Raw genomic sequence first — 23,588 nt, 5'->3', positions numbered from 1 at the left:
GGCGGACGGTCTCGGGGGTGGGCCGACCGCCGTCTGTTTGGCATGATCAGGACCCCGGAGTTTCGGAACCCGGAACGCACAGCAGACGACACACTGCAGACGGCGAACGCCAGCCGTAGCCAAGGGGGAGGTCGGCCCGGTGATCCTCACGGTCACGCTGAACACCGCTCTCGACATCACCTACCGCGTACCGGCCCTGCGCCCGCACGCCTCCCACCGGGTCACCGAGGTGATCGAACGCCCCGGCGGCAAAGGCGTCAACGTGGCCCGGGTGCTCGCCGCCCTCGGCCACGAGGTGACGGTCACCGGCTTCGCGGGCGGCCTCACCGGACGGCTCCTGCGGGACCGGCTCACCCCCGTACCGGGCCTGGTGGACGCGCTGGTCCCGGTCTCCGGCACGACCCGGCGGACCGTCGCCGTGGTGGACGGACGCTCCGGCGCCACCACCCAGCTCAACGAGCCCGGCCACACCGTCTCCGCCGCCGAGTGGAACGCCTTCCAGGAGGTCTACGAGGACCTGCTGGCCGGTGTCTCGGCGGTGGCCCTGTGCGGCAGCCTGCCCCCGGGCGTCCCGGTCGGCGCCTACGCCGGGCTGGCCCGCACCGCCCGCGCCGCCGGAGTCCCCGTCCTCCTCGACACCAGTGGCGCGGCCCTGCGCCGCGGGGTCGCGGGCCGCCCCGACATCCTCAAGCCCAACGCCGACGAACTGGCCGAACTCACCGGCTCCCACGAGCCGTCGCGCGCCACCCGGGACGCCCGCCGCCGCGGCGCCGGCGCGGTGGTCGCCTCCCTCGGCCCGCAGGGGCTGCTCTCGGTGACCCCGGAGGGCCACTGGCGCGCGGCCCCACCGACCGCCCTGCACGGCAACCCGACCGGCGCCGGCGACTCGGCCGTCGCGGGCCTGCTCTCGGGCCTGGTCACCGGCCTCCCCTGGCCGGACCGCCTCGCCCGAGCGGTCGCGTTGTCGGCGGCGACGGTACTGGCGCCGGCTGCGGGCGAGTTCGACCGGGGGGCCTACGAGGACCTGCTGCACCGCATAACCGTCACGGGCGAAGCCGACGCGGCCTAGGAACCGACCTCCCGGCGTCCTTTGGACCGCCCGTCGGAGGGGATCCCGCCCTACTTCTTGACCTGGCCCTCCTTCAGCCACAGCTGGTCCAGCAGGACGTTGCACTTGTCGCCGTCGTTGCAGGAGACCGAGATCGTGTTGGTGCCCTTGTTGAGGGTGGGCCAGGCGAAGGTCTTGGTCCAGCCCTTGGAGAAGTCGCCGTCCTTGGCATGGGCGAAGTTGTCCATGTTCAGCTTGTTGCCGAACTCCTTGCCGTTGACGGTGAGCGTCATCGACTGGGGCTCGTCGGTGGTGCTGTAGCGGACGAAGACGGTGTAGGCGCCGTCCTTCGGGATGCCGTCGACCGTCCAAGTGACGGTGGAACCTGGCTGGTTGAGGTTAGTCACATAGATGCCGCCGTCGGACTGCGCGCCCTCGACGTCCGAGGCCAGGGCCGCGTTGCCGCCCAGGCGGAGCGCCTTCGCGTCGATGGTCGGCAGTTCGGCCGCTTCCTCCTCCTCGTCCCCGCTGCTCGCCGACGGGCTCGGCTCGGAGCTTTCCTGGGACTGGGTCGGGGACGCGTCCGCCTGGTTGCCGCTCTTGTCGTCCTCGCCGTCGCCACTGAGCATGGCCACGCTGATGCCGACGACCACCGCGGCGACCACCGCGACGGCGCCGATGAGCAGGCCCTTGGTGTTCGGGCCGCGGCCCCGTCCGCCACCGCCGTGCGAGGGCTGGTGCGACGGGGTCGTGGTGGCGCCGCCCGGCAGCGTCTCCGGGGCGGCGTAGTGGGCGGCCGGCTGGCCGTAGGTGCCCTGCTGCGGCGGTGCCTGCGGAGCGGGGGCCTGCTGGCCGTACTGGCGGGTTCCGACCGGCCGCACCCGGTTGACCGAGTTCGGGTAGCCGTAGCCCCCGGACGGCGGCTGGGCTCCGTTGGCCTGCCCGTCGGCGTAGAGGTAGCCGAACGGGTCGTCGTCCTCGGGCGTGCTCGCGCCGTTGCTGCCGGGCGTCATCCCTTGGTGCTCCTAGCTGCGGATCGGTTGCGGTACTGGTGGTGAGAAAGGCGAGCCTACCCCCACCCGATGACCCGAACGGGTGACTCCGGCCGCATCAACTCACTGAGCTGCGGTTCACCCCGCGCGCCGGTGCTGTTTGGGACGAGATCGTTTCTCGACGTACATCCGCTCGTCAGCGGATTTCAACACTTCGTCCGCGGTCATGCCGCAGTGTGCCCATCCGATGCCGAAACTGGCGCCCACCCGCACGGCCCGCCCCTCGGCCCGGATGGGCTGGATGATCTCGTTGCGCAGCCGTACGGCGAGGTCCTGGGCGTCGGCCCGGCCGAGCCCGTTGGCGAGGATCACGAACTCGTCGCCGCCGAGCCGGGCGACGGTGTCGCCGTCCCGGACACCGTCGCTGAGCCGGCGGGCGACCTCGATGAGGACCGCGTCACCCGCGTTGTGCCCGAACCGGTCGTTGATCGACTTGAAACCGTCGAGGTCGCAGAAGAGCACGGCGAGGCCCTTGGTGCCGTCGTCGCGGTCCTCGTCGGGGGCGACGGCGTGCACATGGTGGTCGTAGCCCTCGAACGTCCCGGCCTCGGGCGGGAAGTCGAAGTCGTGGCCCCGGTCGAAGGCGGGCGGACCGTGGGCGGCGTCCTGGGAGTCGAAGGGCTCGAAGGAATCGAAGGACTCGAAAGCCGCCAGGGAGTCGGCGACGGCGGCGGGCAGTGCGCCCTGCGGGCGCTGCCGGCACAGGCGGGCGGAGAGCCGGGCACGCAGCTCGGCGGAGTTCGGCAGACCGGTGAGGGAGTCGTGGGAGGCGCGGTGGGCGAGGTGCAGCTCGCGGCGCTTGCGCTCCTCGATGTCCTCGACGTGGGTGAGCAGGAAGCGCGGCCCGTCGGCGGCGTCGGCGACGACGGAGTTGCGCAGGGACACCCAGAGGTAGGTGCCGTCCCGGCGGGCCAGCCGCAGTTCGGCGCGGCCGCCCTCGGCGGAGGTCCGCAGCAGCGTGCCTATGTCCTCGGGGTGCACGAGGTCGGAGAAGGAGTAGCGGCGCATCGCGGAGGCGGGGCGGCCGAGCAGCCGGCACAGCGCGTCGTTGGTGCGCAGGATGCGGCCGTGCTGGTCGCCGCCCAGCTCCGCGACGGCCATGCCGGAGGGGGCGTACTCGAAGGCCTGCCGGAAGCTTTCCTCACTGGCGCGCAGGGCCTGCTGATCGCGCTCCAGGCGGACCAGGGCGCGCTGCATGTTGGAGCGCAGCCGGGCGTTGCTGATCGCGATGGCGGCCTGGAAGGCGTACATCTGGAGCGCTTCGCGACCCCAGGCGCCGGGCAGCCGGCCGTTGCGCGGGCGGTCCACGGAGAGCACGCCGATCAGCTCGCCGCAGGCCCCGCCGCCCTGCGGGCCGGGCGCGTACATCGGGGCGAAGAGCCGGTCGGAGGGGTGCCACTCGTCCTCGAAGCGGGGAGCGGGGCCGTCGGTGTACCACTGCGGGACGTCGTCGTCGTCGAGGACCCAGCCCTCGGTGTGCGGTATGAAGATCAGGTCGCCCCAGGACTCGCCCATGGAGAGGCGGCGCTCCCAGGACTCGCGTGAGCCGACCCGGCCGGTGATGAGGGCCTCGGCGGCGGCGTTGCCCGAGAAGGCGGCCACGACCAGGTCGCCGTCGGGGCGCACGAGGTTGACGCAGGCCAGTTCGTACCCGAGGGCGTCGACGACGCCGTCGGCGACGGTCTGCAGGGTGTCGGCCAGACTGCGGGCCGAGTTCATGGCGGCCATGGCCTGGTGCAGTTGCCGCAGGGAGGCAAGACGGACGTAGGGCTCAGAATCGGTCTCCATGCTCACCCTCCCCCCGGGACCTCGCGGCGGATCAAGCGATCTCATCGACGTATCGTCCTGGCAGTATCCCCGCCACTGAATCACAGCGCGCTGCCCACTCGGTACACAGGGTCAACAATTATCTCCCCTTGTGACTCAAGTCACAACCAAACGTGAACAATTGGGAGGCCTTTCCGGGATTTCCCCACGAATTCACCGAAGGCGCCGAGCGCGAATTCCGCACCCTTTTCACAGGGTTTCCCCGACTCGCTCCGCGTGTGACCCGCACTCCGCTCCGCCGCTGGTCCTAGGTCCCTGCTCGGGCCGGGGTCCGATGCGGTGCGTATGGAGCGGAGATTAGCGTTTCCGGTGTGCCGAACACTTCCGTACCCCCCTCACCCCTGCCCGCACCCGCCGCTCCGTCCGCCGCCCTGCATGCTGAGGGGGTGAGCAACGACGAGTTCCGTGCCGCCATGTCCCGTCTGGCCGCCGGCGTGGTCCTGGTGACCGCGCAGGAGCCGCCGCTGGACCCGGACGATCCGCGGGCACCGGCCGGCGAGGACGTGGGCATGACGGCGACGGCGTTCCTGTCGGTGTCCCTGGACCCGCCCCTGGTGCTGGTCAGCCTGCGCGAGGGCTCCCGCATGGACGACCTGCTCGACGAGCAGCCGCTGTGGTCGGTCTCCGTGCTGTCCGAGGGCCAGCGGCACATCGCGGGCCGCTTCGCGATGAAGGGCCGGATCAGCGACCGCCTCCTCTTCGCCGACATCCCGTACATACGGGGCGAGCACAGCGGGGCCCCGTTGGTGGGCGGCGCCCTCGCGACCCTGGAGTGCCGCACCGAGCAGCGGGTGCCGGCCGGCGACCATACCCTGGTGATCGGCCGCGTCCTCGCGGCGAACCTGCCCAGCGCGGACGGCGGCCCCCTGACCTACTTCCGAGGCCGCTACCGCCACCTGGCCTGAACGCCGCCGGCCGCCGGCCCGGTCAGCCCCAGTCCCGCGCGGAGCGCCCCCGTTTCGTCTCCGAGCGCTGCTTCTTCTCCCGCAGCCGGCGTTCGTTGATGCCGCGCGGGACGCGGGTCGGTTTGCGGGGCCTGGGCGGGGGCGCGGTGGCCTCGGCGAGGAGCGCGGCAAGGCGTACGGCGGCGGCCTCCCGGTTGCGCCACTGGGAGCGGTGCTCGGAGGCCCGGACGGTGACGACGCCACCGGACAGCCGCCCCGCCAGCCGCTCCAGCGCCCGCTGCTTCCACACCTCGGGCAGCGCGTCGGTGGCGGCGAGGTCGAAGCGGAGCTCCACCTGCGAGTCACTGGTGTTCACATGCTGCCCGCCCGGCCCCGAGGACCTGGAGAAACGCCACATCAGCTCGGTCTCGGGCAGGGAGACGGAGCCACGGATGACATAGGGACCGGACATGCCGTACATGTTCCCGCCTCTGACCGGTCCACGTCACCCGGTTATCCCGGTCACCCTGGTCATCCCGGTCACCCCGGCCGCCCCGGTCATCTCGGTAAAGAAAGTAAAGCGACCTGGAACCTCGCGTCCCCCTCTCGTGTTCAAGGGGGTAGCTGTAGCTTCGTAGCCGTACGTACACGAGGGAAGGGACTCCCAACAATGGCTGTAAGCCTGTCCAAGGGTGGCAACGTCTCGCTCACCAAGGAGGCTCCGGGCCTGTCCGCCGTCACCGTGGGCCTCGGCTGGGACGTCCGCACCACCACCGGCACGGACTTCGACCTCGACGCCTCCGCGATCGCGGTCAACCCGCAGGGCAAGGTCTACTCCGACAGTCACTTCGTCTTCTTCAACAACAAGCAGACCCCGGACAACACCATCGTCCACACCGGCGACAACCGCACCGGTGAGGGCGCCGGCGACGACGAGGCCATCAACGTCAACCTCGCCGCCCTGCCGGCCGACATCGACAAGATCGTCTTCCCGGTCTCGATCTACGACGCCGAGAACCGCTCGCAGAACTTCGGACAGGTGCGCAACGCCTACATCCGCATCGTCAACCAGGCCGGCGGCACCGAGATCGCCCGCTACGACCTGTCGGAGGACGCGGCCACCGAGACCGCCATGGTCTTCGGCGAGCTGTACCGCAACGGCGCCGAGTGGAAGTTCCGCGCCGTCGGCCAGGGCTACGCGTCGGGTCTGACGGGCATCGCCCAGGACTTCGGTGTGAACGTCTGACGGACGCCCCGCAGCCCCCTCGGAGCCCCCGGCCGCCCGGCACTTCGCGCACCGCACCACGCATCGCGAAGCACGCCGGCCGGGGGCTCCGGCACGTCCTGAGCGAGGGCTCCGGCCCATGGGCCGCCCCCACCCGGGGACCGTCGGGTGGGGCACCGCGTCCGTCGTGACACCATCATCTCCGTGCTCGACATCGGCTACGCCCTCTCCAACCGCTTCCCCGACCCCCCGCAGACCGACTACCGCCGCGCGGACGTCCACGCCCTGCGCCACGACCTCTTCTGCGGCGACGTCTACCTCGCCGACACCGAGGCGGACCGGGAACTGTCCACAGCCTGGGGATGGGTGCCGGTGCTCGACTTCGCTTGGGCGCTGTGCGACATCGTGGAACGGATCGACCAGGATCCGGCGGGCTCCCGGGCCTCCCGCCCCCAGTGGGCGGAGCTGGACTTCACCGAATCCACCGACCGGCTGCTCTTCGAGCGCCGCTTCGGATGGGTGGACATCGAGGCCGAGTGGCTGCCGGCGTCGGAACCGCCCCTGACGTTCTCCCACACCGAACTCCGCCGCGAGGCCCGCGACTTCCTGCACGACCTGCTCGCCGACCTGACCGACCTGCACGAGGACCTCGACGAGAACCCGGCCGTCTGGACCCTCCAGGCCCGCTATCCCCGCCTGGAGTGACCCACCGCGCCCCTCCGGCCCTTCCCTGCCGGCTCAGCCCTCCACCCGGATCCCCAGCTCCCCCGCCAGCACCGGCGCCAGATCCAGCAACTGCCCCGTACTGATCACCGCCCCCGCCAGCCTGTCCACACCCCGGGCGATCTCCAGCGAAGCGGCACCGCGCAGATCGACGTCCGTCAGGGTGGCCCCGCTGAGATCCGCGCCCTTCAGCGCGCAGTCCACGAACTCCACCCGCTCCAGCCTCGCCCCGCCGAAGTCCGGCTCGACCAGGACACAGCCCTCGAAGACGACGTCCCTGAGCCTCGCGGACCGCAGATTCAGGAAGTCGATCTTCCCGCCCCGGACCAGGACCCGCTCCAGCCCCGCCCCGTGCAGCTGTGTCCCCCCGAGACGCGCGTCCGTCAACTCGACGTCGCGCAGGGTCGCCCCGGCGAGGTCCGTGCCCACACCCCGCACCTCGGCGAGGACGGAGTCCAGCACCCTGGCCCGGGACAGCCGGGTCTCGTCCAGCGCGCACCCCGCCACCGCGCAGTCCATGAACCGCGCCCCCGCGCCGTCCTCCCCCGAGAGGTCCACCTCCCGGAACTCCAGCCCGTCGTAGTCCCCGTCCGGCTCCAGCCCACCCCCCTCGTACCTCTCCAGCACCGGCAGCCGCAGCTCCGGCCGCCGCGCGCCCTTCACCCCCGCACCACCCATCGCTCTCCTCGCCATGCGCCCATCCTGCACCCCACCACTGACACCCACCCTGACCTGCGAGAACCCCGCACATGTCACATCCCGGGGCCCTGGGCCGTCGTAGCCGCGAACCACCTGATCCACCCCGATTCCCCGATCCAGCAGGCGCGACCCCGACCAAGGGAGACCCCAGCCATGCACCGCATCACCGTCATCGGCGGCGGCTTCGCCGGACTGACCGCGGCCATCACCGCCGCCGAGGCCGGCGCCGAAGTCACCCTCCACGAGGCCCACCACACCCTCGGCGGCCGGGCCCGCACCGCCGAGGGCCCCTACCGGACCAACGAAGGACCCCACGCCCTCTACAGCGGCGGCCCGCACTGGTCCTGGCTCCGGCAACGCGGCCTCATCGGCCCCCTCGCTCCCCTCCCGCCCCTGGAGGCCACCCGCTTCCGCCTCCGCCACCGGGGCGCACTGCGCCGCACCCCGCCCCTCGCCATGCTGAAGCTGCTGCGCCGCAGCCACGCCCACGCGCCCGTCGACACCGACTTCCACACCTGGGCGACCGGCATCGCGGGCGAGGAGGGCGCACGGGCCGCCGCCCACTACTGTGCCGTCGCCCTCTTCCACCACGACCCCGGCTCGCTGTCCGCCGCCTACGTACAGGAACGCCTGCGCCGCGCCACCGCACTGCCCCCGGAGGCCCACTACCCGCGCGGCGGCTGGGGCAGCCTCGTCGACCGGATGGCCGCCCGCGCCTGGAACCTGGGCGTCCGCGTGGAGACCCTGTCCCGCGTCGACACCCTCCCCACCGACACCCCGGTCGTCGTCGCCACCTCCCTGGACGCCGCCCGCCGGCTCCTCGGCGACCCCACCCTGACCTGGCCGAGCGGCCGCACCGTCCTCATCGACCTCGCCCTGCGCACCCGGCGCGGCGACGCGTTCGTCGTGTCCGACCTGGACGCGACCGGCTGGCTGGAACGGTTCACCGCCCAGGACCCCGGCCTCGCCCCCGCCGGCGAACAGCTCATCCAGGGCCAGATCCCCATCGCCCCGCACGAGTCCAAGTCCGACGGGACCGCCCGCGCCGAAGAACTCCTGGACCTCGCCTTCGACGGCTGGCGGGAGCGCGTCACCTGGCGGCGGGAGGCGGTCGCGGCCGGACGCACCGGCGCCGTCGACCTGCCGGGTACCAGTTGGCGCGACCGGCCCGCCGTCGACCGCGGCGACGGCGTCTACCTCGCCGGCGACCAGGTCGCCGCCCCCGGTGTGCTCTCCGAGGTCTCCTTCACCAGTGCCCTCGCAGCCGTCTCCCTGGCCCTGGACCTGGACCTGGACCCGGGCCGCCACGAGCTTGACCTCAAGCGAGCTTGAGGTTGAACAGTGGGGGCGCTGTCGAAGCCGCATCGCACCCCTGGGAGCCTCATGCACGCCGTCCGCCTGTACGCCTTCGGCCCGGCCGAGAACCTCGTCCACGAGCAGGTCGAGGACCCGCGACCCGGGCCCGGCCAGGTCCGTGTCGCCGTCCGGGCCGCCGGAGTCCACCTCCTGGACACCGCGCTGCGGCAGGGTTACCAGGGGCCCGCGCCCGCCCCGACGACCCTGCCCACCGTCCCCGGCCGCGAAGTCGCCGGAGTGGTCGACGCCCTGGGCGACGGCACGCCGGCCGACTGGCTCGGCAAGCGCGTCGTCGCCCACCTCGGCTTCGCCCCCGGAGGCTACGCGGAACTCGCCGTCACCGACGCCGACCGCCTCCACGAGATCCCCGAGCGCCTCGACTTCGCCCAGGCCGTCGCCATGATCGGGACCGGCCGCACGGTCATGGGCATCGTGCAGTTCGCCGAGCCCGGACCCGGCGACGTGGTCCTCGTCCCCGCCGCGGCCGGCGGCATCGGCACCCTCCTCGTCCAGTACGCCAAGAACGCCGGCGCCACCGTCATCGGCCTCGCCGGCGGCCCCGGCAAGACCGCCCGCGTGGCCGCGAACGGCGCCGACCTCGCCCTCGACTACACCGACCCGGCCTGGCCCGAGCGGCTCTCCGCCCACCAGGGCAGAATCACCCTCGTCTACGACGGCGTCGGCGGCGACACCGCCCGCGCGGCGGTCGCCCTGCTCGCCCCCGGCGGCCGCCACGTCGTCTTCGGCTGGTCCGCCCAGGGCCTCGACAGCACCGACCCCTACCTCGTCGACGGCGTCTCCCTCAACGTCCTCGGCCCCGAGATGATGCGCAGGGCCGGCGGCGCCGACCCCGTACGCACCCTCGAACTGCGCGCCCTCACCGAAGCCGCCGAAGGCCGGCTCACCCCCGCCGTCCACCGCTTCCCCCTCGCCGAGGCCGCCACCGCCCACCGCGCCCTGGAGAGCCGGGGCACGACCGGGAAAGTCGTCCTGGAACCGTGAGCGCCGCACTATCGTGCCCACCGTGATCCACGTACCCGAGGAACTCGCGGCGGCACAGGAGAAGTTCAACGGCGAGGCGGGCCGCGCCTTCGTCTCCGGGCTGCCCGGGCTGGCCGCCGCCTTCCTGGAACACTGGGACCTGCGGGTCACCGGCGCGCCGATGCACGGCGTGAGCGCCCTGGTCCTCCCCGTCGACCGTGCGGACGGCACACCGGCCGTGCTGAAGCTCCAGATCCTGGACGAGGAGACCGAAGGCGAACCCGTCGCCCTGCGCACCTGGAACGGCGACGGAGCGGTCCGCCTGCTGGACCACGACACGTCCACCGGCACCATGCTCCTGGAACGCCTCGACCCCGCCCGGACACTGGCCCGCCTGCCCGACGTCCGCGAGGCCGTCCTGGTCGTCGCCCGCCTCCTGGCGCACCTCACCGGCACCCCCGCCCCGGCGGGCCTGCGCCGCCTCGGCGACATCGCGCACGCCCTGCTGGAACGGACACCCGGAGCCCTGGACCGTATCCCGGACCCGGCCGTCCGCCGCACCGTCGCCGACTGCGCCGCGGCCCTGCGGGAGGTGGCGGACGAACCGGGCGACCGCCTCCTGCACTGGGACCTGCACTACGGCAACGTCCTGGCCGCCGACCGCGCCCCCTGGCTCGCCATCGATCCCAAGCCCCTGGCGGGCGACCCCGGCTTCGACCTCTGGCCCGCCCTGGCCAACCGCTTCGACGCCGACAACCCCGACAACCCCGACAACCCTGCCGACACCGCCGACACCGCCTGGCGCTTCGACGCGATGACCGACGTCCTCGGCCTGGACCGCGACCGGGCCCGCGCCTGGACCTACGCCCGCCTGCTCCAGAACTGCCTGTGGCACATCGAGGACGGCCGCTCTCCGGCCCCCCACGAACTCGAGATCGCCCACCGCCTGCGCCATCGTCCCTCACGGTGCGCATCCACTACGCCGACACCGACACCGACACCGGGATCGTCGAGCGGGCGAAGCGGCTGCGCGACGGGGTGACCATGTTGCGGATCGTGGAGGTCCGCCGGCCCACTGCGACACCGCCCGCCGTCGTCGCGAAACCGGCTGTCCCCCGCACCGCGGTGAACGTCGCTCTCGGGGGCGTCGGGTTCCTCGCCGTCTGCGGCGGCCTGGAGAAAGTGCGGTGCTGATCCTCGTGCTCTCATTCAGGTCGGTGCCTTGGTGGCCCAGAGCGCGGGCATCTGACCTCGCCCGACCCGTCAGAACTACGGTTGGGGCTGCGGCAGGATCTGCTCCTGGCGCGCGGTCGCCTTGTCGAGCTGCATGCGGGTCAGCTTCCGTACGAAAAGGAGCGCGAAGAGAGCTGCCACCGCGTCGAGGGTGTCGGAGAGCATCATCATTCCCGCGGCCCGCTTCATCTCCTCCACGCCGGCGGCGTCCTCATAGGCCGAAGTCGCGACCCGGCCGACCAACCATGTCGCCACGAACAGCGCCCACCAGACGTTCATCAGGGTGGGGGACGGGCGGCGCGCCTCGGAGTCCCAGTCGGTGCTGGCGTCCCACACCTCGCCCGCGACCTTGCGCGGCAGCCACAGGTTGGCGATCGGTACGAACCAGGCGCCGATGGCCCAGCCGCTCTTCATCTCGCAGGAGTCGAGCGCGAAGAAGTCGGCGTTCCTGCGCACCCGGTAGAACCAGATGACGAAGACCACGGACGTCGCCACCAGAACCGCCACTTGCAGCACGCCCGCCACCGCCTGGAGGGCGTCGGCCCGCGTCAGGTCGGCGTCCTCGACGGACCCGCCGCCCAGCATCTCGTCCATCAGCCGCCACACATTGGCGTCGAAGGCAGCGGCGAGCAGGTCCACCCCGACAGTGAGGCTGAAGAGTGCGGTGAGCGCCGTCGCGAGACCCCTCGGCGATCGGAACGGCGCGACGTACGGCGGAAGGTGTCCGGTGACCGCCGGAGGCGGACCGAATGTGTTCTGCGAAGTGTCGGACATGGCTGAGCAGGCCCCCCCATGGGCAGCGAAACGCCCGCCGACCGGCGGGCCGGACAGGACGATATGTCAGGCTGTCCGCCACCGTCCAAGCAGTTCACGAGCCCTCGGCCCAGCCGCCCCGGCCCGTCGGCCCCTCGGCAGCCCCGGGAATCAGCACGTGACTTCGGTCGACCCGCTCAGGGCGTGCCGCCGCCCTGTCGATCGCCCCCGCGCCGGCCCACCACCATCACGACGAGACCGGTCAGCTCACGCAGAGCGGGGGCGCCCTGCGTAACGGCAGAGCCTCAAGCGCACAGCCCGGCCCCGGCGTTCGTTCACGCCGCCCGCACGTGCCACCGCCGGTGCAGGTCCGCACCCACCTCGTCGGCGTGACGGCTGCGCGTCTCGGGGGACGAACCGGGCGACGAACCCCACACCGAGGACGCAGATCGCGGCGAAGATCCAGAAGGTGGGCCCTTCCCCGATGGCCGAGATCAGGGGGAGGAACAGCAGGCTCACCACGAAGTTGGAGAACCAGTTCACGGTCGCACCGGCGCTGGATCCCTCGGCGCGCTGGGCCGGGGGGAAGAGTTCGCCGAGCAGCACCCAGAAGACCGGGCCCAGGCCGACCCCGAACCCCACGATGTACAGCAGCATGAAGACGAGCATGAGCACCGGCGGCAGACCCACGGCGAACGCCACACCCAGCAGCGCGATGGAGACCGCCATCGCCGCCAGGGAGAAGAGCAGCAGGGGACGGCGGCCGAGCCGGTCGACGAGGTTGAGCGAGACCACGGTGACGGCGACGTTGATGACGCCGATGAAGACCGAGTAGAAGATCGCGTTCGAGGCGGACAGACCAGCCTTTCCCATGATCGTCGGCGCGTAGTAGAGGATCGTGTTGATCCCGGAGAACTGCTGCAGGGCGGCGAGGATCACGCCGACCAGGAGCGCGGGGCGGACCGCCGGGGCCAACAGCGCCCTCAGCTTCCCGGAGTCGCTTCCGGGCTCCTTCCGGCGCTGCTCGCCCTCCCGGTCGGTGCGGCCGAAACGGGAGACGACCAGGTCCGTACCGCCCGGTTCGGTGACCTTGTCGAGCGTCCTTCGCGCTTGGTCCGTCCTGCCGTGGGCGAGCGACCACACCGGGGATTCGGGCAGCCACAGGCACCCCAGGACGAGGAGCGCGGACGGGACGCCACCGACCCAGAACATCCCGCGCCAGTTCTCGGACCCGGAGAAGGCCCAGTTGACGAGGTAGGAGGCGAGCAGACCGGTGCTGATGAGCAGCTGGTTGAGGCTGAGCACGCGGCCCCGGACCTGAGCCGGTGCCATCTCACCGAGGTAGGTCGGCACCGTGGCCGACACACCGCCGACGGCGAGGCCCATGATGACGCGGCCGAGCATCAGCACCCCGTAGCCGCCTGCGAGGGCGGCGGCGACGATCCCGAGGAAGAACAGGACACCGAGGCCGGCGAGGAGCGGACGCCGTCTGTAGCGGTCCGCGATCCTCCCGCTGGTCAGCGCGCCGACGACCGCGCCGAGCAGCAGGACGCTCACCACCGAGCTCTGCTCGAAGGAGTTGAGACCGAAGTCCTCCCGGATGAACAGCAGCGCGCCCGAGATGATCCCGGTGTCGAAGCCGAACAGGAAGCTGCCGAGGGTGATGGACATCGCCCAGCGGCGGACGCTGTGCACCCCCTGCGGGGTGAGGTGGACGAAGTGGCTCTCCTCTCCGGGGCGCGTGTTCAGCGCTTCGCTCATGGCGTCCTGTCCTCCCATGTCGCCGGACCGGCGCTCCCCGCCGGGTACTCCTCGAGCGGGACCCGGCCGTCGCGCCACGCGTCCAGCACCGGCTGGACGATGCGCCACGACTCGACCGACATGTCGTCGCGCACCGACAGGGGCTTCTCGTCCTCCAGGACGCCCCGCAGCACCTCGCCGTACTCGAACAGCTCGCCGGGCCCGAAACGCGTGTCGAGCGTGACCGGGGAGATGGTGGACGGGTCGCCCGGCCCGTTGATGTTGATGTCCATCTGGAGGCGGCGCGGGCCGAGGCCGATGTGCAGCCTGTTGGCGCGGGCCTCGCCGACGAGTCCGTCCGGGACGTGCTGGGGGGCCTTGAACCAGAACGTGACCTCCTGCCGGGGTGAGCCGATCGCCTTGCCCGAGCGGACGCGGAACGGCACACCGGCCCACCGCCAGGTGTCGACGGCGAACACCACCTCGGCCAGGGTCTCCGTCCCCCGGGCGGGGTCGATGCCCTCCTCGTCGACGTACGACGGGAGTGAACGGCCGTCGATCGTGCCGGCCGTGTAGCGGGCGCGGCGGCTGAACCGCTCGGGACGGTCGTCCCAGACCCGGGTCGCCCGGAGGATGTGTGCCTTGGAGTCCCGCACCTCGAGCTGTTCCAGCGTGCTCGGAGGCGGCATCGCCGCGATCGCCAGCACCTGGAGCAGATGGCTCTGGATCATGTCGCGCAGGGCGCCCGTCACGTCGTAGAAGCCGGCCCGGCCCTCGAGGCCGAGCGTCTCGTCGAACACGATGTCGACCGCCTCTACGTGCTCCGCGGAGAGCAGCGGTTCGATCACCCGGTTGGCGAACCGGACGCCGAGGATGTTGAGCACCGTCGACATGCCGAGGAAGTGGTCGACGCGGTGCACGTGGTCCTCCGGCACGAAGCCGTGCAGCAGTTCGTTCAGCGCGGTCGCGCTGGCCGCGTCGGTGCCGAAGGGCTTCTCCAGCACCAGGCGCGTACCGTCCGGCACGCCGATCCGGGCCAGCGCCCGGCAGGCCTCGACCGTCACGGCCGCCGGCAGCGCGAAGTACAGCGTGAGGCGCCCACGGCGGCACTCCAGCAGGCGGCGCAGGTCGCCCTCGTCGGTGGCGTCCGCGGCCACATAGCGCGCGTTGCGGACGACGGTGTCGACGGCCGGCCCGCTCGCCTCACCGGCCGCGAACGCCTGCGCGACGACCGCCTGCCACGCGTCGTCGCCCTGCTCGCCCCGGTCGCTGCCGACGAGGGAGAGGTCGGTCAGCGAGGACGAGGCGACCAGGCCGCCCAGTCCCGGAAGGAGCAGCCTTGCCGTCAGGTCGCCGCGTGCGCCGAGGATGAGCAGGGTCTGCGTCTGCCCGGACCCGGCCTCGGACGTGGCCTCGGGCCCGGTCTGCTTCCCGGCCTGCCCGGCCCGCTCACTCTTCGAGCCGCCCGCGGGGGCGTCGGCGCCGCTCATCCGGTGTACTCCCGGACGGGCACACCCCGGACACCGGGCGTGCAGGCGAACAACGCGCCCGCCTCCGGCTCGGCGCCGGGTTCGAGGTGCTCGCGGGAGGTCGTGATGAACAGCCGGTCGAGTTCCGGCCCCCCGAAGGTGCACGCCGTGACCTTGGTGACCGGGAGCGTCACGACCTCGTCGAGGGTGCCGTCCGGCGCGTACCGGCGCACCGAGCCGCCGCCGTACAGGGCGACCCACACGCCGCCCTCCGCGTCGACCGTCAGTCCGTCCGGGCTGCCGCCCGGACTGCCCGGTGCGGCGGCGAACGGGCGCCGTCCGCTCAGCCCGCGCTCACGGTCGTAGTCGAAGACGTCGACGCGGTCCGTCGCGGTGTCGGCGTAGTAGGCGCGCTCGCCGTCGGGGCTCCACTCCAGCCCGTTGGAGATCGTCACGCCGTCGAGGACGGTCGTCGTCGAGCCGTCCGGATCCAGGCGGTGCAGCGAACCGGCTCCCGGCCGATCGTCGTAGGCCATCGAGCCGCAGTAGAACCGCCCGTCGGGATCGCACCCGCCCTCGTTCATGCGGACACGCTCATCGCTCCACAGGGAATCCAAGAGGGTCACCTTTCCGTCCGTGTCCTCGAGGGCGAACCCACGGGTGACGCCCATGACGGCGCCCCCTCGTCGTCTGGGTCGGACCGCGGCCACCACGGTGTCGATGTGCCGCCGCGTCACGGTCCCGTCCGCGGCGAGCGACAGCACGTCCCCCGCCAGCATGTCCAGCCACCGGAGGCCGCCCCACGCCTCGGACCAGACCGGTCCCTCACCGTGGTACGCGATCGATTCGGTCACCTGCTCCACCTTCACCGTCGCCACCTCCCTTCCGGCGCGGGCACAGACACAGGTGTGGCTCGCCGGGGGCGGTCGGCGCCCGGCGGGCGGGGTGGCCGGCTGGCATGATGAGCCGGGTGAGCGCGCCGCGGTCCCGCAGAACAGCCCGCGGAACGCGCGCGCCGGCACGTCGGGCGGTGTCGAGGCTCTCGGTCGGCGGCCGCCGGGTCGCCCTGGACGTGTGGCTGATCCTTCAGGCCACCGCCAGCGCCACGGCGGCGTGGCTGGTGGCCCGCTACGTGTTCGACCACCCCGCCCCGTACTTCGCGCCCATCACGGCGATGGTCGCGCTGACCGCGAACCTCGGCGAACGCGGCCTGCACGCGATCCGGCTCCTCCAGGGTGTGCTCCTCGGTCTGCTGGTCGGCCAACTCGTGCTCGCCGTCCTGGGAGAGGGTCCGGGCACGATGGCGCTCGCCGTCTTCGTCTCGCTCGCGACCGCCCGTGCCCTGCGGAGCGCACAGGTCGTCGTCGTCCAGGCCGCGGTGAGCTCCATCCTGGTGGTGGCGCTGGGCGACCAGGCGAACGGTGTCCAGCGCCTGGTGGACGCGCTGACCGGCGCGGGCATCGCTCTCGTGTTCTCTCAGCTCCTCTTCCCTGCCGAGCCCCTGGCGCTGCTGCGTCGCGCCGAGACAGCCGCGCTCAACGCGATCGCCGACGGCCTGACCACCCTGGCCGACGCCATCGACCAGGACGACGACAGGCTCGCCCGACGGGCGGTCGGGGAACTCCGCGAGGTGCTGGACCACCTGCTGGAGCTGCGCCGGGTCGGGCGGACCAACACGCGTGTCACGCGTCGTGTGCTGACCTGGCGGGCGAAAGTCGTCGTGCGCGAGAAAGAGAACGCGGAGCACCTCGACCTGCTGGGTGCCGGCTGCCTCATGCTCGCGCGTCTCGTCGCGTCGGCCGACTCCGACACCCGTGGCCGGATTCAGGAGCCGGTGCGCGACCTGACGGCCGTCATCGCCTCGCTGGCCGACGGGCTCGACGACCGTGACACACGCCAGCGCGCGGCGGACCGCTCGCTGGAACTCGCGACGCGGATCACCGTGGAGGCGGCCGGGCCCGCCGACGCGGACCTCGCCTTCCTGGCCTACAGCCTCCGCACGGTCGCGACCGACGTCATCACGTTCGCGGGAGTCGACCTCGCCGACGCGCTCGAGGCGATCCGCACGGGCGCGCTGGACCGGCGCGTGCCCCCCGCCGAGATGCCACCCGGCCGACTGCACCGCTGGGCCGGCCGGCTCGTCGGCCGGTCGAGACGGCTCTGGGGCGGGGCCCGCCGGTCGTCCTCCCGAAGCGGGACCTCGAAAGGGCGGTCGTGAGGGCGGTCGTCGGGCCGTGCGGGCAGGCTGTGCCCCACTGTTCCTGGGCATGGCAACTCCGTCCGGGATCGTGGCCAGCCAGAGGGGCGCCCGCAGGCGGCACGGGACGGCCGGCAGAGGCGCGGGACCACCACCACTCCGATGATCGCCCGCGCCCCGACCGCCCGCATCTTCACCGCACGGCCCCGAAGGGACGGCTCACCACAAAAAACCGACTGACGTCGTGACCACGGACAAGAACCGGCTGGACGGCCCGGGTCCGACGCATCTGCCGGAGAACGAGGAGGCGTACCGCCTGCTCGCCGAGGACTCCCTGCCGTCGGCCGAGGTGGTGGCGAAGTACCCCATGTTCTTCCTGGCCTGGGCGATGCTCGCCGACGACGCCTTCGAGGCGGGTCTTCTGTGATCCACTCACCCACCGCCGGCGGGGAGGCCGCTCCGGCCAGAACCGCGCACGCGGTCAGCGCGAGCACGAAGACCAGCGCGTGCCGTGCGCCGCGCGGATCGCGAGGGTCGGGCACCTCGGCCAGCCACTCCAGCAGGCCCGGGATGTCCCCGGGTACGGCCCCGGGATGCTCGCGGAGTTGGTCAAGGACAGGCGGGATCGGCGATGATGCGTCGGCAGGCACGGTTCATTCGCCCGCGGTGTCCTCGGCCTCCCAGCGCAGCAGATCGCCCGGCTGGCACTCGAGCACCTCGCAGAGCGCGGCGAGCGTCGCGAAGCGCACCGCCTTGGCGCGACCGTTCTTGAGTACCGCCAGGTTGGCGGGCGTGATCCCTACACGGTCCGCGAGCTCGCCCACGGACATCTTCCGCCGGGCCAGCATCACGTCGATGTCGACGGCGATCGGCATCAGATCACCTCGTCCAACTCGGCCTGCATCTGCGCCGCTTCGCCGTCGCGCGCGACGGCCTGGGCGAGCAGCATCCGCAGCACGAGCACGATGAGCGCGACCCCCAGGACGGCCACGCCGACCCCGCCCATGATGACGGTGACGCCCGGGTCGTCCCGCTGGCCCGGCGCATTGATGACCGTGACCGCGAACCACACGAGGGCGGCCGCCACGATCGCGCCGATCACGCCGTCCACGTACCGGAAGGCGGCGTGGGAGAACACGGTTCCGCGTCGCACCATCGTCACCAGCCGCCATACGCAGACCAGGGCGACCTGGACCGACATCATGCCCAGGATCGTGATCACGCGCAGCGCGGTCAGCGGGAGCGACCCGTCCTCCGGGTCGCTCCCGCTGACCAATGTCCACACCATCCCTGCCTGCACGAACACGGTGCCGGCGAGCACCACCCCGAGCACGGCGCGCAGCGCACGCACGGTCAGCTTTCCCATGACCCAACCTTCCATCGAATTACGATGGAAAACTATCGAATTTCGATAGATGAAGCAAGGTCTGGGGGACGGAGAGCGGGGGACGGTTTCGCACCATGGCGGGACGCCGCCGCCCCCTCCCGCGGCATGGCGCGATGCGAAGATTTTCGATCTTGCCGAAGTCGACCTCGCTCAGCCACGAACCGGACGCCATACGACCACGCCGAAGTCCTGGGCGGCGGGTTGACCGACGCCAGGAGGGCCGTGAGGGAGCGGGTCCGGCTGCAGCCCTGGAACGCTTCGAAGACGGGCAGGCGCATTCGGGCTTCAGGCCGCGAAGACGCCCCGGTCATGGCCCGAAACATCAACGATGCGCCCGTCCGGGAGCATCCTCGTGACGCGTCATACCCCGAGCACCACAAAAGGCCAGGTCACGGGCTATGTGACCTGGCCTTTTCCAGAGCCCCCTGTCGGATTCGAACCGACGACCTACGCATTACAAGTGCGTTGCTCTGGCCATCTGAGCTAAGGAGGCGCCGCACACGCGCGGAACGCGCGAGGGCGGGTCCACTGTACACAGAGCGGCTTTCACCGAGCCACGCACTTGGGGGCGGCGGGCCCGGCCCGCTCACTCCAGGCCGTACGCGAAGGTGTACGGCACCTTCGTCTCCCCGTGCCGGTGGGTGAACTCGCCGGTGCCGCGCAGCCCGGCCAGTTCGCCGGTGCCCGAGCCCTCGACGACCTCGAAGGAGCAGCGGACGGTCCCGTCGGGGTCGAAGCGCCCGCGCTCCTCGACGACGAAGGTGCCCTCGCGCCCGTCGACGCGGCCGCGGAGGAGTTCCATTCCCGCGAAGGAGCCGGTCGTGCCGGTCAGGTAGGAGACGGAGTAGTCGCAGGTCGTGGACTCGGCCTCGATGCCACCCGTGAAGGCGTTGGTGACGGTGGCGTGCGCGAGCCGGGGGTGGGTGTCCTCCGGGCCCACGGGGGTCTCCTTCCAGTCGGCGAAGGTGAAGTGGCCGGTGGTCCGGGTGGTGGGCATGGAGGTGCTCCTTCTGTCGTGTTCGGTCGTGCCGCCGGCCAGGACCGTCCCGCGGCGGCCCGGCACGACCATCCTGGGAGCCGTACCTGACATCTCCTGTCAGGTACGGCCGAGGCGCGGGAGAATGCCTCCCGTGCGTGCCGACCGGCTTCTCTCCCTGCTCCTGCTGCTGCAGAACCGCGGTCTGATGACCGCCCCCGAACTCGCGGCGGAGCTGGAGGTGTCGGTGCGCACCGTGTACCGGGACATCGAGGCGCTCGGCGCGTCCGGGGTGCCGGTCCGGGGCGAACGCGGGCCGGAGGGCGGCTACCGCCTGATGGAGGGATACCGCACCCGGCTGACCGGGCTGACGGACGCGGAGGCCGGTTCGCTGTTCCTGGCCGGGCTGCCGGGACCGGCCGGGGACCTCGGTCTGGGCGCCGTGCTGGCGAGTGCCCAGCTGAAGGTGGAGGCCGCTCTGCCGGGCGAACTCGCGGATCAGGCGCGGCGGGTGCGTGAGCGGTTCCACCTGGACGCCCCCGCCTGGTTCCGCGACGCGGACCCGGTGCCGCACCTGGAACGGATCGCCGGGGCAGTGTGGGAGCAGCGGGTGCTGAGCACCCGTTACCGGCGCTGGCGGGGCGAGGTGCACCGGGAGGTCCGCCCCTTGGGGCTCGTGTTGAAGGGCGGCATCTGGTACCTCGTGGCACTGTCCGAGAACGCCGAGAACGCCGAGAACTCCGGGAATTCTGAGAACCCCGAGAACTTCGTGCGCACCTACCGGGTGTCGCGTTTCCAGGCGGTGGAGGAGACGGGCGAGGTGTTCACCCGTCCCGCCGGGTTCGCTCTCACCGCGTACTGGGCGGAGTCCTCCCGGCGGCTGGAGGGGGCGCTGCGGCAGGGCACCGCGCGGCTTCGGCTCTCGCCCCGCGGGCAGAAGCTGTTGCCGATGCAGTTCGGGGCGGCGGGCGCACGGGCGCTGCGGGACGCGGGGCCGCCGGACGGCACGGGATGGGTCGAGGTGGAGCTGTCCGTCGAGTCGGAGGCGGTCGCCGTCGGCGATCTGCTCCGGCTCGGCACCGAGGCGGAGGTGCTCGGTCCGCCGGGGCTGCGGCAGGCGGTCGCGGGGGCCGTGGCGGTCCTCGCCGAACGTTACGCGGCCGAGCGGTGACACCGGCCGGCGGAAGTTTCCGCGAAGTTTACGAGGCTTCGGGTGCTGACAGATCAGGTGAACGCCGGTACCGTCCTGTGCCAGTTCGCTTCCGTGGACTGCACCACTCGGAACCACAACGGAACATCCCGTCGTGGCACCGCCTTCCTACTCGGATCGTCCGGCACGTTCCTGCCGGTAGAAGGGGGCCCATTCACCATGGCCACTGTCACGTTCGACAAGGCGACCCGGATCTACCCCGGTTCGACCAAGCCCGCCGTGGACGCGCTCGAGATCGACATCGAGGACGGGGAGTTCCTCGTACTCGTCGGCCCGTCCGGCTGTGGCAAGTCCACCTCGCTCCGCATGCTCGCCGGGCTCGAGGACGTGAACGCCGGCGCGATCCGCATCGGTGAGCGCGACGTCACGCACCTGCCGCCGAAGGACCGGGACATCGCCATGGTGTTCCAGAACTACGCCCTGTACCCGCACATGACGGTCGCCGACAACATGGGCTTCGCGCTCAAGATCGCCGGCGTCAACAAGGCGGAGATCCGGCAGAAGGTCGAGGAGGCCGCGAAGATCCTCGACCTGACGGAGTACCTGGACCGCAAGCCGAAGGCGCTCTCCGGTGGTCAGCGTCAGCGTGTCGCCATGGGCCGCGCCATCGTGCGTGAGCCTCAGGTGTTCCTCATGGACGAGCCGCTGTCCAACCTGGACGCCAAGCTCCGTGTCTCCACCCGTACGCAGATCGCGAGCCTGCAGCGCCGCCTCGGCATCACCACGGTGTACGTGACCCACGACCAGGTCGAGGCCCTCACCATGGGCGACCGGGTGGCGGTCCTCAAGGACGGTCTGCTCCAGCAGGTCGACACCCCGCGCACCATGTACGACAAGCCCGCCAACCTCTTCGTGGCCGGCTTCATCGGCTCCCCCGCGATGAACCTCGTCGAGGTGCCCATCACGGACGGCGGTGTGAAGTTCGGCAACTCGGTGGTCCCCGTGGACCGCGACGCGCTGGCCGCCGCCACCGACAAGACCGTCACCGTCGGCGTCCGCCCCGAGCACTTCGACGTGGCCGGTGCCGAGTCCGACCAGGGTCTCGCCGTCACCGTCAACGTGGTCGAGGAGCTGGGCTCCGACGCGTACGTGTACGGCACCGCCCAGGTCGGCGGCGAGGCCAAGGACCTCGTCGTCCGCGTCGGCGGCCGCAACGTGCCGGAGAAGGGCAGCACGCTGCACGTCGTGCCGCAGTCCGGTGAGACCCACGTGTTCTCGACGTCGTCCGGCGCGCGCCTGTCCGACTGAGAGCCGTGACCGAACCGTCGCACCACCCCGGGTGATTCACCCGACTTGATGAAGAGGGCCCCTCAGACCGCTGCGGGGCCCTCTTCAGTGCGATCGCGCTGTCGACGAACACCCGGACATTCGACGCGTTTCGAGCAGCGTGCGTCAACGCGCTACCCAGGAAACGTCCCACTCATGTCACCCGAACCAGTGACTGAATGTCTCCATGCCATCACTGGACGCTACCCTCACACGCGTGAAGCATTCCACTACGCCTCAGACGCGAAGCGGCCGGGGCCCTGCCCGCCGGGTCGGCCGCACCCTCGCCTTCGTCCTGCCCGTCGTCCTGGTGTTCTCCGGGACCCTCGCGGTCGCCCGGGTCAACTGGTCCGGGAGCCCTTCGAGCCCGGTGCTCGCCGCCGCCGACACGGCCGTGTCCGGCGCGTCCTCGCGTGCCGCCGCGCGTGCCCCGCACGAGGCGCTGCGGGACACGCTCCTGGTCGAGTTGCAGAGGGAGAACCCGGGCGTCGCCCTCACCCACCTCCAGCAGGCGGTGAACGACCGCCCGTCGCTGGCGCGGCACTGCACGTCGATCGCACGTGCGCTGGGCAAGGCGGCGGTCCGGATGTACGGCCCCACCAAGGCCCAGTCCTTCGCCCGTCCGGTCTGCGACACCTCCTTCGCGTCGGGGGTGCTCACCGCCCACGGCTGAGTCCGTCCCAGGGCCCGGCACCACGGGCCCCGCAGGCGGGTCCGCCGCCGGGCCCGCCCGGCCCGTCCGGTCCCTCGGCTGCCACGTACAGTGCGCTCATGACCGATCCGAGCGCCGCCTCGCGGCCCGTGCAAGCCGTCGTCCTGGCCGGCGGCCAGGGTTCCCGGCTTCGTCCGTACACCGACGACCGGCCCAAGCCGATGGTCGAGATTCCCGGTACGGGGACGCCGATCATCGGCCATCAGCTCTCCTGGCTCGCCGAGGAGGGCGTCACGGACGTGGTGGTCTCCTGCGGCCATCTCGCCGAGGTGCTGCAGAAGTGGCTGGAGAGCGCCGACCTGCCCCTCTCCGTCACCACCGTCGTCGAGACGGAGCCGCTCGGCCGCGGCGGCGGTCTGAAGTACGCCGCCGCCCGCCTCCCGCACCCGGACCGGCCCTGGTACGCCACGAACGGCGACATCTGGACCCGTTTCTCGCTGCGCGACATGGCCGACTTCCACACCGAGCGGGACGCCGTCGCCACCCTCGCCCTGGCCCGCCCGCGCCTTCCGTGGGGTGCCGTGCAGACCGACGGGTTCGGCCACATCACCGACTTCATCGAGGCCCCGCCGTCGACGGTCGAGATCAACGCGGGTGTGTACGTCTTCTCCCCCGGGTTCGCCGACCTGCTGCCGGAGCGTGGCGACCACGAGCGTACGACGTTCCCGCGGCTGGCCCGTGAGCGCCGGCTGGCCGGGTTCCCCATCCCCCAGGGCTCCTACTGGCGGGCGATCGACACCGCGAAGGACCTGACCGAGGCGGCGAAGGAACTGGCCTCCCAGAGCCGCTGACCCGCCACCTCGACACGACCGCACCCGGACACGACGACGGGGTCCCGCACGTCACCGTG

At 71.9% G+C, this 23,588-nt stretch carries 24 protein-coding genes, 1 tRNA gene and 1 pseudogene; 13 read left to right on the top strand and 13 right to left on the bottom strand.

Features of this window, described 5'->3' with window-relative positions; translation table 11 throughout:
* The first annotated feature begins 139 nt into the window (after window positions 1–139).
* The gene (locus JL475_RS15860; protein ID WP_202278348.1) at window positions 140–1,069 is read left to right on the top strand and encodes a 1-phosphofructokinase family hexose kinase; all 930 of its coding nucleotides are present in this window, start codon (window positions 140–142) and stop codon (window positions 1,067–1,069) included.
* Window positions 1,070–1,119: 50 nt separating this feature from the next.
* Here the strand turns inward: JL475_RS15860 and JL475_RS15855 are convergent, their stop codons facing one another.
* Both JL475_RS15855 and cdgB read right to left on the bottom strand, forming a co-directional pair.
* A complete protein-coding gene (locus JL475_RS15855) occupies window positions 1,120–2,061 on the bottom strand; it encodes a carbohydrate-binding protein (RefSeq protein ID WP_202278347.1) in 942 nt (313 codons plus the stop codon).
* A gap of 117 nt (window positions 2,062–2,178) precedes the next feature.
* Window positions 2,179–3,888 carry a diguanylate cyclase CdgB gene (gene cdgB / locus JL475_RS15850; RefSeq protein ID WP_202278346.1) on the bottom strand — a complete coding sequence of 570 codons (1,710 nt, stop codon included), beginning with the start codon at window positions 3,886–3,888 and terminating at the stop codon, window positions 2,179–2,181.
* Between the two features lie 452 nt (window positions 3,889–4,340).
* Between cdgB and JL475_RS15845 the strand changes: the two genes are divergently transcribed.
* Window positions 4,341–4,832, top strand: a complete 492-nt coding sequence (locus tag JL475_RS15845) for a flavin reductase family protein (RefSeq protein WP_237407277.1) — start codon at window positions 4,341–4,343, stop codon at window positions 4,830–4,832.
* Between the two features lie 22 nt (window positions 4,833–4,854).
* On the opposite strand, the gene arfB is transcribed toward JL475_RS15845, so the two are convergent.
* Entirely contained in the window at window positions 4,855–5,292 is a 438-nt protein-coding gene (gene arfB / locus JL475_RS15840) for an alternative ribosome rescue aminoacyl-tRNA hydrolase ArfB (RefSeq protein WP_202278344.1), read from the bottom strand.
* Between the two features lie 189 nt (window positions 5,293–5,481).
* On the opposite strand from arfB, the gene JL475_RS15835 reads away from it, so the two are divergent.
* Both JL475_RS15835 and JL475_RS15830 read left to right on the top strand, forming a co-directional pair.
* A complete protein-coding gene (locus tag JL475_RS15835; protein WP_109379289.1) occupies window positions 5,482–6,057 on the top strand; it encodes a TerD family protein in 576 nt (191 codons plus the stop codon).
* Window positions 6,058–6,240: 183 nt separating this feature from the next.
* Window positions 6,241–6,741 carry a hypothetical protein gene (locus JL475_RS15830; protein ID WP_202278417.1) on the top strand — a complete coding sequence of 167 codons (501 nt, stop codon included), beginning with the start codon at window positions 6,241–6,243 and terminating at the stop codon, window positions 6,739–6,741.
* Window positions 6,742–6,774: 33 nt separating this feature from the next.
* Here JL475_RS15830 and JL475_RS15825 read toward each other — a convergent pair whose 3' ends face one another.
* Window positions 6,775–7,452: a pentapeptide repeat-containing protein gene (locus JL475_RS15825; RefSeq protein WP_202278343.1), complete on the bottom strand. Its 678-nt coding sequence runs from the start codon at window positions 7,450–7,452 to the stop codon at window positions 6,775–6,777.
* Window positions 7,453–7,611: 159 nt separating this feature from the next.
* Between JL475_RS15825 and JL475_RS15820 the strand changes: the two genes are divergently transcribed.
* Genes JL475_RS15820 through JL475_RS15810 form a run of 3 tightly spaced genes read left to right on the top strand, consistent with a single transcriptional unit; the run spans window position 7,612 to window position 10,837 of the window.
* On the top strand, window positions 7,612–8,790 hold the full coding sequence (locus JL475_RS15820) for an NAD(P)-binding protein (protein WP_202278342.1): 1,179 nt from the start codon (window positions 7,612–7,614) through the stop codon (window positions 8,788–8,790).
* A gap of 51 nt (window positions 8,791–8,841) precedes the next feature.
* Window positions 8,842–9,816, top strand: a complete 975-nt coding sequence (locus JL475_RS15815; RefSeq protein ID WP_202278341.1) for a zinc-binding dehydrogenase — start codon at window positions 8,842–8,844, stop codon at window positions 9,814–9,816.
* A gap of 22 nt (window positions 9,817–9,838) precedes the next feature.
* Window positions 9,839–10,837 carry an aminoglycoside phosphotransferase family protein gene (locus JL475_RS15810; RefSeq protein ID WP_202278340.1) on the top strand — a complete coding sequence of 333 codons (999 nt, stop codon included), beginning with the start codon at window positions 9,839–9,841 and terminating at the stop codon, window positions 10,835–10,837.
* A 227-nt stretch (window positions 10,838–11,064) separates the two neighbouring features.
* Here the strand turns inward: JL475_RS15810 and JL475_RS15805 are convergent, their stop codons facing one another.
* From JL475_RS15805 to JL475_RS15790, 4 genes are all read right to left on the bottom strand, one after another.
* The gene (locus JL475_RS15805; protein WP_202278339.1) at window positions 11,065–11,802 is read right to left on the bottom strand and encodes a DUF4328 domain-containing protein; all 738 of its coding nucleotides are present in this window, start codon (window positions 11,800–11,802) and stop codon (window positions 11,065–11,067) included.
* A 246-nt stretch (window positions 11,803–12,048) separates the two neighbouring features.
* A complete protein-coding gene (locus tag JL475_RS15800) occupies window positions 12,049–13,542 on the bottom strand; it encodes a sugar porter family MFS transporter (RefSeq protein ID WP_237407243.1) in 1,494 nt (497 codons plus the stop codon).
* Window positions 13,539–15,011, bottom strand: a complete 1,473-nt coding sequence (locus tag JL475_RS15795; protein ID WP_202278338.1) for a glucose-6-phosphate dehydrogenase — start codon at window positions 15,009–15,011, stop codon at window positions 13,539–13,541. Before JL475_RS15795 ends, JL475_RS15800 begins: the two co-directional genes overlap by 4 nt.
* Window positions 15,008–15,844 carry an SMP-30/gluconolactonase/LRE family protein gene (locus tag JL475_RS15790; RefSeq protein ID WP_307825064.1) on the bottom strand — a complete coding sequence of 279 codons (837 nt, stop codon included), beginning with the start codon at window positions 15,842–15,844 and terminating at the stop codon, window positions 15,008–15,010. The genes JL475_RS15795 and JL475_RS15790 overlap by 4 nt, the downstream gene beginning before the upstream one ends.
* A gap of 176 nt (window positions 15,845–16,020) precedes the next feature.
* Here JL475_RS15790 and JL475_RS15785 point away from each other — a divergent pair, with 176 nt between their 5' ends.
* A complete protein-coding gene (locus tag JL475_RS15785; protein ID WP_307825063.1) occupies window positions 16,021–17,208 on the top strand; it encodes an FUSC family protein in 1,188 nt (395 codons plus the stop codon).
* Window positions 17,209–17,431: 223 nt separating this feature from the next.
* Window positions 17,432–17,614: a hypothetical protein gene (locus tag JL475_RS15780; protein ID WP_237407241.1), complete on the top strand. Its 183-nt coding sequence runs from the start codon at window positions 17,432–17,434 to the stop codon at window positions 17,612–17,614.
* 25 nt (window positions 17,615–17,639) lie between these two features.
* Here JL475_RS15780 and JL475_RS41485 read toward each other — a convergent pair.
* The 5 genes and pseudogenes from JL475_RS41485 to JL475_RS15755 all read right to left on the bottom strand — a co-directional run.
* Window positions 17,640–17,729: pseudogene (locus tag JL475_RS41485) on the bottom strand (transposase family protein); the annotation flags it as partial.
* A 111-nt stretch (window positions 17,730–17,840) separates the two neighbouring features.
* Complete coding sequence (locus tag JL475_RS15770; RefSeq protein WP_133024831.1) at window positions 17,841–18,062, bottom strand: helix-turn-helix transcriptional regulator; 222 nt, start codon at window positions 18,060–18,062, stop codon at window positions 17,841–17,843.
* Window positions 18,062–18,553 carry a DUF2975 domain-containing protein gene (locus tag JL475_RS15765; protein WP_202278336.1) on the bottom strand — a complete coding sequence of 164 codons (492 nt, stop codon included), beginning with the start codon at window positions 18,551–18,553 and terminating at the stop codon, window positions 18,062–18,064. The genes JL475_RS15770 and JL475_RS15765 overlap by 1 nt, the downstream gene beginning before the upstream one ends.
* 440 nt (window positions 18,554–18,993) lie before the next feature.
* Window positions 18,994–19,067, bottom strand: a tRNA-Thr gene (locus JL475_RS15760).
* Between the two features lie 93 nt (window positions 19,068–19,160).
* Window positions 19,161–19,571, bottom strand: coding sequence for a DUF3224 domain-containing protein (locus tag JL475_RS15755; protein ID WP_202278335.1), 411 nt, complete (start codon window positions 19,569–19,571; stop codon window positions 19,161–19,163).
* A gap of 124 nt (window positions 19,572–19,695) precedes the next feature.
* Here JL475_RS15755 and JL475_RS15750 point away from each other — a divergent pair, with 124 nt between their 5' ends.
* The 4 genes from JL475_RS15750 to JL475_RS15735 all read left to right on the top strand — a co-directional run bounded on the left by JL475_RS15750 (window position 19,696) and on the right by JL475_RS15735 (window position 23,529).
* The gene (locus JL475_RS15750) at window positions 19,696–20,721 is read left to right on the top strand and encodes a YafY family protein (RefSeq protein WP_202278334.1); all 1,026 of its coding nucleotides are present in this window, start codon (window positions 19,696–19,698) and stop codon (window positions 20,719–20,721) included.
* A 198-nt stretch (window positions 20,722–20,919) separates the two neighbouring features.
* Entirely contained in the window at window positions 20,920–22,008 is a 1,089-nt protein-coding gene (locus JL475_RS15745; RefSeq protein ID WP_109379281.1) for an ABC transporter ATP-binding protein, read from the top strand.
* A 235-nt stretch (window positions 22,009–22,243) separates the two neighbouring features.
* Entirely contained in the window at window positions 22,244–22,699 is a 456-nt protein-coding gene (locus JL475_RS15740) for a hypothetical protein (protein ID WP_202278333.1), read from the top strand.
* A 98-nt stretch (window positions 22,700–22,797) separates the two neighbouring features.
* Complete coding sequence (locus JL475_RS15735) at window positions 22,798–23,529, top strand: nucleotidyltransferase family protein (protein ID WP_202278332.1); 732 nt, start codon at window positions 22,798–22,800, stop codon at window positions 23,527–23,529.
* The last annotated feature ends 59 nt before the right edge of the window (window positions 23,530–23,588 follow it).

The organism is Streptomyces sp. M2CJ-2, assembly GCF_016757295.1.
Classification (GTDB): Bacteria; Actinomycetota; Actinomycetes; order Streptomycetales; family Streptomycetaceae; genus Streptomyces.
This window is presented reverse-complemented; position numbering and strand designations above follow the sequence as displayed.